8 protein-coding genes are annotated in these 12,003 nt (G+C 65.6%); 3 read left to right on the forward strand and 5 right to left on the reverse strand.

Translation table 11 applies throughout. The features are described 5' to 3' along the window. Positions 1-594 (reverse strand): translation elongation factor Ts (tsf, locus tag VMJ11_RS11680; RefSeq protein WP_325619591.1); only part of this gene is annotated, 594 nt, incomplete at its 3' end. 192 nt (positions 595-786) lie between these two features. Next, complete coding sequence (gene rpsB, locus VMJ11_RS11685; protein WP_325619572.1) at positions 787-1,542, reverse strand: 30S ribosomal protein S2; 756 nt, start codon at positions 1,540-1,542, stop codon at positions 787-789. A gap of 506 nt (positions 1,543-2,048) precedes the next feature. On the opposite strand from rpsB, the gene map reads away from it, so the two are divergent. The 3 genes from map (at position 2,049) to VMJ11_RS11700 (ending at position 7,607) form a co-directional block, all read left to right on the forward strand. Continuing rightward, positions 2,049-2,870 carry a type I methionyl aminopeptidase gene (gene map / locus VMJ11_RS11690; protein WP_325619573.1) on the forward strand — a complete coding sequence of 274 codons (822 nt, stop codon included), beginning with the start codon at positions 2,049-2,051 and terminating at the stop codon, positions 2,868-2,870. Between the two features lie 359 nt (positions 2,871-3,229). Beyond that, positions 3,230-5,809, forward strand: coding sequence for a [protein-PII] uridylyltransferase (locus VMJ11_RS11695; protein WP_325619574.1), 2,580 nt, complete (start codon positions 3,230-3,232; stop codon positions 5,807-5,809). A gap of 1,048 nt (positions 5,810-6,857) precedes the next feature. Then, a complete protein-coding gene (locus VMJ11_RS11700; protein ID WP_325619575.1) occupies positions 6,858-7,607 on the forward strand; it encodes a pseudouridine synthase in 750 nt (249 codons plus the stop codon). Positions 7,608-7,683: 76 nt separating this feature from the next. Here VMJ11_RS11700 and def read toward each other — a convergent pair whose 3' ends face one another. From def to VMJ11_RS11715, 3 genes are all read right to left on the reverse strand, one after another. After that, positions 7,684-8,217, reverse strand: a complete 534-nt coding sequence (gene def / locus VMJ11_RS11705; protein WP_325619576.1) for a peptide deformylase — start codon at positions 8,215-8,217, stop codon at positions 7,684-7,686. Next, positions 8,214-10,274 carry an NAD-dependent DNA ligase LigA gene (gene ligA / locus VMJ11_RS11710; RefSeq protein ID WP_325619577.1) on the reverse strand — a complete coding sequence of 687 codons (2,061 nt, stop codon included), beginning with the start codon at positions 10,272-10,274 and terminating at the stop codon, positions 8,214-8,216. Before ligA ends, def begins: the two co-directional genes overlap by 4 nt. A gap of 367 nt (positions 10,275-10,641) precedes the next feature. Then, entirely contained in the window at positions 10,642-11,922 is a 1,281-nt protein-coding gene (locus tag VMJ11_RS11715; protein ID WP_325619578.1) for a cell division protein ZipA C-terminal FtsZ-binding domain-containing protein, read from the reverse strand. Positions 11,923-12,003: the final 81 nt, after the last annotated feature.

Genomic DNA, 12,003 nt, shown 5'->3' on the forward strand with positions numbered 1-12,003 from the left:
GATCAGGTCGGCCGGCACGTCGTCCGACGACAGCGAGACCGGCTTCATCGCGGCGATGTGCATCGCCACGTCCTTGCCGACCTGCTCTTCCGCGCCGGTGTACTCGACCAGCACGCCGATGCGCGTGCCGTGCAGGTACGCAGCCAGCTTGTTCGCGGTTTCGAAGCGCGCGAAACGGCGAATCGAGAGGTTTTCGCCGATCTTGCCGACGAGCGCGAGGCGCACTGCGTCGACCGTCGAGCCGTCCAGCGCCAGCGCCGACAGGGCTTCGACGTCGGCCGGGTTTTGCGTGGCGACCAGTTCGGCCACCTTCTTCGCGAATGCGAGGAAGTCGTCGTTCTTCGCGACGAAGTCGGTTTCGCAGTTCAACTCGACCACGGCACCGGCGTTGCCAGCGATGAACGAAGCGATCACGCCTTCAGCCGTCACGCGCGACGCAGCCTTGCTCGCCTTGTTGCCGAGCTTCACGCGCAGCAGCTCTTCGGCGCGCGCCATGTCGCCGTCGGCTTCCGTCAGCGCCTTCTTGCATTCCATCATCGGCGCGTCGGTCTTCGCGCGCAGTTCTGCCACCATGCTTGCGGTAATTGCCGCCATCATTCGCTCCTTGAGTCTGTCTGGTACACGCCGCGCCGCATGCTTCGATGCGGCCGGCAGGAATTCGTTTCCGTAACCGGCGATTGTTTCTACACGATTACAGTGCCGCCGATATGACGCGGCATCGAATGTCGCGGCTTAAAAAAAAGGGGCCTATGGAAAGCCCCCTTTTCTTGCCGGACACGGGGCAGCTTACGCCTCCGAATTGACCTCGACGAACTCGTCGTCGCCGTCGTTGCCGCGCACGGCTGCAACCACGTCGTTCACCGCGTTCGCACGGCCTTCGAGGATCGCGTCGGCCACGCCTTGCGTGTAGAGCGCCACGGCCTTGCTCGCGTCGTCGTTACCGGGGATCACGTAGTCGATGCCTTCCGGCGAGTGGTTCGTATCGACCACGGCGATTACGGGGATGCCCAGCTTGTTCGCTTCCGTCACGGCAATCTTGTGATAGCCGACGTCGACCACGAAGATCGCGTCCGGAATGCCGCCCATGTCCTTCACGCCGCCGATCGACTTTTGCAGCTTGGCGATTTCGCGTTCGAACAGGAGCGCTTCCTTCTTGCTCATCTTCTCGAGCTCGCCCGCTTCCACGGCTGCTTCCATGTCCTTCAGGCGCTTGATCGAAACCTTCAGCGTCTTGAAGTTGGTCAGCATGCCGCCAAGCCAGCGCGCGTTGACAAACGGCATGCCGGCGCGCTGCGCTTCAGCCGCGATCGTGTCGCGCGACTGACGCTTCGTGCCGACGAAGAGGATCGTGCCGCGGTTCGCTGCCAGTTGACGCACGTACTTCAGCGCGTCGTTGTACATCGGCAGCGTCTTTTCGAGGTTGATGATGTGAATCTTGTTGCGATGACCGAAAATGAAGGGGGCCATCTTCGGGTTCCAGAAGCGCGTTTGGTGACCGAAGTGGACACCGGCTTCCAGCATTTGGCGCATGGTAACTGCCATGAGAAATTCTCCGCTAGGGTTTGGGTCTTAAGCCGGCTGCCGTATCGGTGCACCGCCCCATTTGAGCTGGGACTGGCACGCCCGACACCCTGGGTGCGCCGGCTCGCGAATGCGCTGCCTGAAGACTCTGAAAACTGAACTTCCCGCGCTCGCCAGAGTCCTCCCTGGCAAGACGCCCCGCGGCAACAGCGGGAGCCGCCACCCCTCCATAACCCGATAACCTCGATAAACTTCGAACCACGAAAGCAAATTCGAAAGATATGGGGAGCGACTTAGCCGAAGAGTATAGCATGCGAAGGGCATCTTGCTCAAGACAGCTATTACCCGCGGAAAGAGGCTGGAGCAAGGCGTGGATGAGGTACAAACAACGCCGGGATAGGACCTGGATAGGGCCCGGCCAAGACACAAACGGGCGCAAGCGGCCACACCCGACTTTTTCAAAAGCCAGCGATGACCAGCATTAGGTGCGATAATTTTGTATTCGACTGCATTTTCGGGCGCACACCATGGCCATTTCGATCAAGAACGAACACGACATCGCGCAAATGCGCGTCGCCTGCCGGCTGGCGAGCGAGGTGCTCGACTACATCACGCCGTTCGTCACCGCGGGTGTGACGACGGGCGAACTCGATCGCCTGTGTCACGAATACATGACCAATGTGCAGGGCACGGTGCCCGCGCCGCTGAATTATCAGCCGCCCGGCTACCCGCCCTACCCGAAGGCGATCTGCACGTCCGTCAACGACGTGATCTGTCACGGTATTCCCGGTGAGAAGGCGCTGAAGAACGGCGACGCGCTCAATATCGACATCACGGTCATCAAGGATGGCTATTTCGGCGACACAAGCCGCATGTTCATCGTCGGCGAGGGCTCGATTCTCGCGAAGCGCCTCGTGCAGACCACTTATGAATGCATGTGGCTCGGCATCGACCAGGTGCGCCCGGGCGCACATCTGGGCGACATCGGCCATGCCATCCAGCGTTATGCCGAAAGCCAGGGCTACAGCGTGGTGCGCGAATACTGCGGCCACGGCATCGGGACGGTGTTCCACGAGGATCCGCAGGTGCTGCACTACGGCCGCCCCGGCACCGGCATTGAACTCGTTCCCGGCATGATCTTCACCGTCGAGCCGATGATCAATGCCGGCCGCCGCGACATTCGCACCATGCCGGACCAATGGACCGTCAAGACGAAGGATCGCAGTCTCTCGGCGCAGTGGGAGCACACCGTGCTCGTGACCGAAACGGGCTACGAGGTGTTGACGGTCTCGGCAGGCACGCCCGCCAAGCCGGCGATCGTCGCCCAGATGGCGGGCACGGCGGCCTGACGGCCCGAACAGGCAAACCGGAAGACGCCAAGCGGCGTGATCCGGCGCAAAATGCAATGCACGGGGTGGGGAACGTGCGGCGCGCGCCAGGTGCCTGAAACCGGCCAGCAGTGAGCCGCCAACCAGCCGGGCACAGCGCGCCCGTGAGAACCAGAGTAGCCAGCACGACCGAAGCGACCGGCAGGCAAGCCGGGCGCCACCCAGATAGTTAGCCAGTCCAACACCTGAGAAGCGACCTGGCCCGCCAGCGGCGCCCGCCTGACGGGAGCCGCCGACCGGCAACGCAGGACCGGCAACGCAGGACCGGCCCCGCGCACGGCCGGCCGCTTTCCCAACCGCGCCAATCACGAACCGAGCCCATGAGCGTTCCCGCTGTCGCCGTTCCCGATACGTCGTCGCTGAAGTCCGACTACAAGGCCGCCAAGGCCCAGCTGCTCGAGCGGTTCAAGACCGCGACCAACGTCGACTCGCTGATGCGCGCCCTCGCCCGCACCACCGACGACACGCTGTGCCGCGCCTGGAATCTCTGCGAGCTGCCGGCAACGCTTGCGCTCGTGGCCGTGGGCGGCTTCGGGCGTGGGGAACTCGCGCCCTGGTCCGACGTCGACATCCTCGTGCTGCTGCCGGACGACGAACCGCTCGCGCCGCTAGAGGAGCGCATTGAACGATTCATCGGTCTCGCGTGGGACCTCGGGCTCGACATCGGCAGCAGCGTGCGCAGCGTCTCGCAATGCCTCGAAGAAGCCGCCAACGACGTCACCGTGCGCACGTCGCTGCTCGAGGCGCGCCGCATCACCGGCAGCCCGACGCTCTTCGGCGACTTCGCGCAGCGCTATCGCGACGCAATGGACCCGCGCGCCTTTTTCCAGGCAAAGGTGCTCGAGATGCGCCAGCGCCACGCGCGCTTCCAGGACACGCCCTATTCGCTCGAGCCGAACGTCAAGGAAAGCCCCGGCGGCCTGCGCGACCTGCAACTGATCCTCTGGATCACCGAGGCGGCCGCCTTCGGCAGCAGCTGGAAAGAGCTCGACCAGCGAGGCCTCATCACCGGTCGCGAGGCGCACGAGCTGCGCCGCAACGAGGCGTTCCTGAAGGCGCTGCGCGCACGCCTGCACGTGATCGCCGGACGCCGCCAGGACATCCTCGTGTTCGACCTGCAAACGGCCGTGGCCGAGAGCTTCGGCTACAAGGCGAGCGGCACGCGGCGCGCGAGCGAGCAACTCATGCGCCGGTACTACTGGGCCGCGAAGGCGGTCACGCAGCTCTCCACCATCCTGATCCAGAACATCGAGGCACAGCTCTTTCCGAGCACAAGCGGCATCACGCGCACGCTCTCGGATCACTTCGTCGAAAAGCAGGGCATGCTGGAAATCGTCAGCGACGACGTGTTCGAGCGCGAGCCGCACGCGATCCTCGAAGCCTTCCTGCTCTACGAGCAGGTGCCGGGCGTGAAAGGCCTTTCGGCGCGCACCATGCGCGCGCTCTACAACGCGCGCGAAACCATGGATCAAGTCTGGCGCCGCGACCCGGAAAACCGCCGGCTCTTCATGGAGATCCTCAAGCAGCCGGCCGGCATCACACATGCCATGCGGCTCATGAACCAGACGAGCGTGCTCGGGCGCTATCTGCTCAATTTCCGGCGCATCGTCGGGCAGATGCAGCACGATCTCTACCACGTCTATACGGTCGATCAGCACATCCTGATGGTGCTGCGCAATATCCGCCGTTTTGCCGTGGCCGAGCACGCGCACGAGTATCCGTTCTGCAGCCAGCTCATCGCCAACTTCGAGCGGCCCTGGGTGCTCTACGTCGCGGCGCTGTTCCACGACATCGCCAAGGGCCGCGGCGGCGACCACTCCCAGCTCGGCATGGCCGATGCGCGGCGCTTTTGCCGCGATCACGACATCACGGGCGACGACGCCGACCTCATCGTCTGGCTCGTCCAGCAGCATCTGATGATGAGCCAGGTCGCACAGAAACAGGACATCACCGATCCCGAAGTCGTGAAGCACTTCGCCGATCTGGTCGGCTCGGAGCGCCGCCTTTCGGCGCTCTACCTGCTGACGGTCGCCGACATCCGCGGCACGAGCCCGAAGGTCTGGAACAACTGGAAGGGCAAGCTGCTCGAAGACCTCTATCGCTCGACGCTCGCCGTGCTCGGCGGCGCCAAGCCCGACGCGCACTCGGAGCTCAAGACGCGCCAGGAACTGGCGCTCGCGCTGCTGCGCCTCGAAACGGTGCCGGAGAATGCGCATCGCGCGCTCTGGGACAAGCTCGACGTGGGCTACTTCCTGCGCCACGACGCCGCCGACATCGCCTGGCAAACTCGCGTGTTGTACCGCCACGTGGAAGCGCCGGCCGCCGTCGTGCGCGCGCGCCCGTCGCCGATTGGCGAGGCGCTGCAGGTGCTCGTCTACGCGAAGGACCGCCCCGACCTCTTTGCGACGATGTGCGCGTATTTCGACCGCAGCGGCCTGTCCGTGCTCGATGCGCGCGTGAGCACGACGCGCCACGGCTATGCCCTCGACAACTTCATCGTCGCCCACACCGAGGGCGACGTGCACTACCGCGACATCGCGAACCTCGTCGAGCAGGAGCTCGCGGAGCGTCTGAACGCCACCGGCAACGTGCTGCCCGAGCCTTCGAAAGGGCGGCTGTCGCGGCTGTCGCGCACCTTCCCGGTCACCCCGCGCGTCGACATGCGGGCCGACGAGCGCGGCCAATACTACATCCTGTCCGTGTCGGCGAACGACCGGCCAGGCCTTCTCTATTCCATCGCGCGCGTGCTCGCCGAGCACCATGTCGGCGTCCACGCGGCGCGGATCAACACGCTCGGCGAACGCGTCGAAGACGTGTTCCTGCTCGACGGTTCGGGACTCTCCGACAACCGTCTGCAGATTCGCGTCGAAACCGAATTGCTGCGCGCGATAGCAGTGTGAACGACTTGAAATACCCAGATCCATGCGAGCCAAACTGACAGCCAAACATCCGCGCCCGACCACCCCGGAACGCGCGCCCGTCCGCCGCGGCAGCACGACCGCGCGTAAGCCTGTGCGGCCGGCTGAGGTGCGGCCGGCTGTGCCCGCGAAAGCAACCTCGAAAACTGCGGCTGCGGCCAAGCCTGCGCGCGCCACGACGCGCACTGGCGATTCGCGTACGGGCGAACGTCCAGCGCGACCTGCTATGGCGCGCGAGCGCGACGCATCGAGCCGGCCGGCCCGCGCTCCTCGCGAAGGCGGATATGGCGAGGAGCGCCGCCGCAAAGACGCAGGCGAAGCACCGCGTGGCAGCAAGCCTTGGGATCGCGACGCCCGACCCGCGCGCCGCGGCGAAAGCGATGAGCGTCGAGCGCCCAGGCGCGCCGGTACCGAGGAGCGCGGCGCCCCGCGCGGCCGTGACGAAGGCGGCGAGCGACGCTTCACGCGACGCGCCGAGGGTGATGAGCGTCGGCCTCCGCGCGGGCGCGACGAAGGATCGGAGCGCCGCTTCACACGCAGTGCCGAGGGTGGCGAGCGCCGCCCGCCGCACGCACGCGACGAAGGATCGGAACGTCGCTTCACACGCCGAAGCGAAGGTGATGAGCGTCGGCCGGCACGCGGGCGCGAAGAGGGATCGGAACGTCGCTTCACACGCAGTACCGAAGGTAGCGAGCGCCGCCCCGCGCGCGCGCGCGACGAAGGAACCGAGCGCCGTTTCGCACGCCGTCCCGAAAGCGACGACCGCAGACCGCCGCGCAGCCGCGACGCCGCCGACGAAAGGGGTCCGCGCGACGCGCGTACCTTCGCACGCCCTGTGAAATCCGCCTGGAACGAAGGTCGTGAAGACGGTGCCCCGCGCGCACGACGCAGCGCCGAAACGGGCGCAGCTGCGCGCAAACCCGTCGGCCGCCCCGGCAAATCGACCGCCAGGGCCTCGCACGGCCCTGGCGCCGGGGAAGAGACCGCACCGCGCCGCGCCCCCCGCGAGGAAGTCGAAGGGGACAACGCCTTGCGCCTTTCCAAGCGCATGTCCGAGCTTGGCCTGTGCTCGCGCCGTGAAGCCGATGAGTGGATCGAAAAAGGGTGGGTCTACGTAGACGGCGAAGTCGTCGACACGCTCGGCGCCAAGGTCACGCCGGATCAGCGCATCGAGGTTGATCCGTCCGCGCTTGCGGCACAGGCCCGCCAGGTGACGATCCTGCTGCATAAGCCCGTGGGTTACGTATCGGGCCAGGCCGAGGACGGCTACGCCCCCGCTGCCACGCTCGTCACGGCCGAGAACCATTGGGACGGCGACCACTCAGGCATCCGTTTCTCGGCGAAGCATCTGCGTACGCTCGCGCCGGCGGGCCGCCTCGACATTGACTCGACGGGCCTGCTCGTGCTGACCCAGGACGGCCGGGTGGCCAAGCAGCTGATCGGCGAAAGCTCCGATATCGACAAGGAATATCTCGTACGCGTCACCTACGGCGATATCGAGACCGAAGTCGACCAGCACTTCCCGGCCGATCTGCTCGCGAAACTGCGTCACGGGCTGTCGCTCGACGACGTGCCGCTCAAGCCCGCCCAGGTGAGCTGGCAGAACGGCGAACAGTTGCGTTTCGTGCTGCGCGAAGGCAAGAAGCGCCAGATCCGCCGCATGTGCGAGCTGGTCGGGCTCAAGGTCGTGGGCCTCAAGCGCGTGCGCATGGGCCGCGTACTGCTCGGCCCGCTGCCGCAGGGCCAGTGGCGTTACCTGGCTGCCGACGAGGCGTTTTGACGCCACACTGCCGCAAAAGCGTTGCTGAAGGAAAAACGGGAGCCGTCGGCTCCCGTTTTTCCTTTTACGCCGAGGTTCAGTCGTCGCTGTTCGGATCGAGCTCCGGAAACAGCACTTCGGTAAAGCCGAACTTCGAGAAGTCAGTAATGCGCATGGGATACAGCTTGCCGATCAGGTGATCGCATTCATGCTGCACGACCCGCGCGTGAAAGCCCTCGGCCACACGTTCGATGGGCGTGCCGTACTGGTCGAAGCCGTTGTAGCGGATCATCGAGTAGCGGCTCACGGCGCCGCGCATGCCCGGCACCGAAAGGCAGCCCTCCCAGCCTTCCTCCATGTCGTGCGACAGCGGATGGATGACCGGGTTGATGAGCACCGTTTGCGGCACGGCCGGCGCCTCGGGATAGCGCTCGTTCCGCTCGAAGCCAAAGATCACGACCTGCAGGTCGACGCCGATCTGCGGTGCGGCAAGCCCCGCGCCGTTCGCTGCGTGCATCGTGTCGAACATGTCGGCAATGAGCTCGTGCAACTCCGGCGTATCGAAGTGATCGACCGGCTTTGCGATGCCGAGCAGGCGCGGATCGCCCATTCTGAGAATTTCGCGAATCATGTCGTTTGCCCCTCCAGGAGCTTGCGCATTCCTTCTTCGTCGAGCACCGGCACGCCGAGTTCCTCGGCTTTCGCGAGCTTGCTGCCCGCGTCGGCGCCCGCCACCACGTAGTCGGTCTTCTTCGACACCGAGCCGGCCACCTTCGCGCCGGCCGCCTCCAGCCTCTCCTTTGCCTCGTCGCGCGTGAGCGTGGGCAGCGTGCCGGTGAGCACCACTGTCTTGCCCGCCAGCACACCCACCGGCGCCCTGGGCGCAGGCGGACCTTCCGCCCATGTTACTTTGCCTGGCGCGCGCAGTTGCTCGATCACCGTGCGGTTATGCTCCTCCGCAAAGAACTGGTGGATGGACTCCGCCACCACCGGGCCCACGTCATTCACTTCGAGCAATTCCTCGATGGACGCATCCATGATCGGATCGAGCGAACCGAAGTGCTTTGCGAGGTCCTTGGCCGTCGATTCGCCCACGTGCCGGATGCCGAGCGCGTAAATGAAACGCGCAAGCGTCGTGGACTTGGCTTTTTCGAGCGAATCAAGCAGGTTCTGCGCCGATTTGTCAGCCATGCGCTCGAGTTCTGCGAGCGTGCCGAAGCCGAGGTTGAAAAGATCCGCGGGCGTACGCACGAGGTTCTGGTCGACCAGCTGGTCGATGATCTTCTCGCCCAAGCCGTCGATGTCGAGTGCGCGGCGCTGGGCGAAGTGCCAGAGTGCCTGCTTGCGCTGTGCCGGACAGAAGAGGCCACCGGTGCAGCGGGCGATCGCCTCGTCGGGCAAGCGCTCGATGCGCGAGCCGCACACCGGGCATTCGGTCGGCATCACAAATTCGCGGGCACCGGCGGGACGTCGGTCGATGAGCGCGCTCACGACTTCGGGGATCACATCGCCTGCGCGCCGCACGATCACGGTGTCGCCGATGCGGATGTCCTTGCGCCGCACTTCGTCTTCGTTGTGCAGCGTGGCGTTGGTCACCGTCGCGCCACCGACGAACACCGGCTCGAGCCGCGCAACCGGCGTAATGGCACCCGTGCGGCCCACCTGCACGTCGATCGCCACCAGCTTCGTGAGCGCCTCCTGGGCCGGAAACTTGTGCGCGAGCGCAAAGCGCGGCGCGCGCGAGACGAACCCGAGCGCGTCCTGCTCGTCGCGACGGTTCACCTTGTAGACGACCCCGTCGATGTCGTACGGCAGGCCATCGCGCTTCTCGCCGACGGTGCGGAAGAATTCGAGCAGTCCTTGCGCACCCGTCACGACGGCACGCTCGGAATTGACCGGCAAGCCCATTTGCGCGTACCAGTCGAGCAGCTCGCTATGGGTAGCCGGCATCGGCTCGCCCTCGAGCACGCCAATGCCATAAGCGAAAAACGACAGGGGCCGCTGCGCCGTGATCTTTGGGTCGAGCTGGCGCAGGCTGCCCGCCGCCGCGTTGCGCGGGTTCGCAAATTCCTTGTGACCGGCATCGCGCTGGCGCTGGTTCATGCGCTCGAAGTCGCGGCGGAACATCAGCACCTCGCCACGCACATCGAGCACCTTCGGCACGCGCTTGCCCTTCAGGCGCAACGGCAACGAGCGGATGGTGCGGACGTTTTCGGTGACGTTTTCGCCAGTCGTGCCGTCGCCACGCGTGGAGGCTTGCACGAACACGCCATCGATATAGCGCAGCGAGATGGCCAGGCCGTCGAACTTGAGCTCGCAGGCGTATTCGACGCCGGCGCCATCGGCCTTGCCGAGTGCGTCGGACACGCGCTTGTCGAACGCGGCGATGTCCTCGTCGGCGAAGCCGTTGTTGAGCGATAGCATCGGCACGTCGTGCACAACGGGCTCGAAGCCCCCGGCAACCTCGCCGCCCACGCGCTGGGTGGGCGAGTCGGGTGTGATGAGATCCGGATGCTCGGTTTCGATCTGCTGGAGTTCGCCAAAGAGCTTGTCGTATTCCGCGTCGGGCAGCTCCGGCTGGTCGAGCACGTAGTAGGCGTGATTCGCGCGCTCGAGTTCGGCGCGCAACCACACCGCGCGCTGCGCAGCGGTGGCTTCTTTGGGAGGATGGGCGGGAGTACGGACCATGCCTTGAGCAACTCGTCGTTGGAAGTGATTTCGGACGTCAGATTATCTCAGGAAGCGACGCGCATCGCATCGGCCGAACGGCCAAAATCGGGCCATCTTCGTGCGCCGCCGTACGGCCCACGCGAAGGTCCTGGCCGGATGGCCAACGTTGGGTGCATGCCGTTGACGCGGGTCTTTCGCGATGCGAACTTGAATGCACCGCAACACGCGTGCCGGAAAGGCAGCCCCACCGTCCATGAACATACGCTACGACCTTCGTGCGTTGCGCGCGCAAAAACGTCCGCACGTAGCGCCGCCCAGGCACAATAAAAAAGGCGCGGCGCCCAACGGCGCCGCGCCTTGCTCGCTGGCCGGTTACGGATCTTCCTTACTGGCTGAACAGCCGTCTCGTGGCTGGCGAGCCTGCCGGAATGCCGGCTTGCTCCAGCTTCGCGTAGAGCGTCATGAGCTGCTTGTCGATCGACTGCAGCACCGATTCCGGCAGCGGCCGGCGCTGGTCGTCGACCACGCGCCCGCCAATGCGCTCGGCAAGCGATTTCGCGTAATCGCACATCAGCCGGAACGGCAGGATATCTTCATCGGCCACTGGTACGTCGAGGATCAGCGTGATCAGCTCGCCGCCCTTGTACGTGAGGTCGTCGCGCAGGAAGTTGGTGTCGCCGAACTGCAGCATGAACACCGGGCTCTGCTTCACGTCGAGCTTTACGAAGCGCGTACCGTCGCGCGAGAGCAGCAGCCCATCCTGCGCCGCCACCGCCTGCACGTAGTTCGCCGACCACGGCGCACCATCCGACATCACGTTGATCGAGAGTTGCGCGTCGCATTGCGCGGCGAAGCCGTCAAGCTCGCGGGCCATCGCGACCGTCTCCATCATGTCCGGAAATTCGGGCGCTGCGTCGAGTGCATCGGCGAACTGCTGCACGCCGGTCACGAATTCCGAAAACTCGAGTTCGTTGAGCGGGCCGTTGCGGTTTGCGAGCTGGGCGGCGGCGCGCAGCTCCTCGTAGCGCACGCCATTTTGCAGCAGTTCCCAGCCGTCGCCGCACTCGGGCTTGCCTTCGATGTGAACCGGTTTGCTGCCCGCGCGGCGCAGACGCTGCGCGAACGGAATCACGCGCTCGCCCGCCACCGGCGCACCGAGCCGGATCGGCACGATGCAGTCGATGCGACGGTCGACCACGGCAGGCGGCGTCGAGGAGATCGTCGTGGCGGCCGGCAGGACCGGCTCGATACGCTCGGCTTCATCGGCTTTGTCGCTGGCGGATTCCGCAGCAGCGGCAGCGGTAGCCGCGGTCTCGGCCCCCTCCTTCTCGCTGGTCTCGCTCTGCACAAAGCCATTGGGCGTCGTGGTTTCCGCCTGGATGTCAGCGGGTGTGTCGAGCGGGGCCGCTGTCGCAAAACCCGGCTCCACGCGCTCGGCTTCCGTGCCGCCCACGAGCGAAGGCTCACGTCGCGCCTGGCTGCGCGCCGGCTCGATGAACGGGCTTGGCTCCTGGAACTCCTCGCGTTGCGCCGCCTCGACTGCGTCCTCAGGCATCGGGCGCGGCATGCGCCGGCGCACCCTCGCGCCCTGCCAGGCGTTGTAGACCACCACGCCCCCGACTACCACGGCACCCGCGCCGATCAACCCGAGAGTCAACTCGTCCATGCATGCTCCATCAGCAATTCTTATTCGACGGCGCGCGCATCGTGCGCGCCGTTTCCGTGGCGCTCGCAGCGCGCGCGGAGG

Source organism: Paraburkholderia sp. (assembly GCF_035501035.1).
GTDB lineage: Bacteria > Pseudomonadota > Gammaproteobacteria > Burkholderiales > Burkholderiaceae > Paraburkholderia.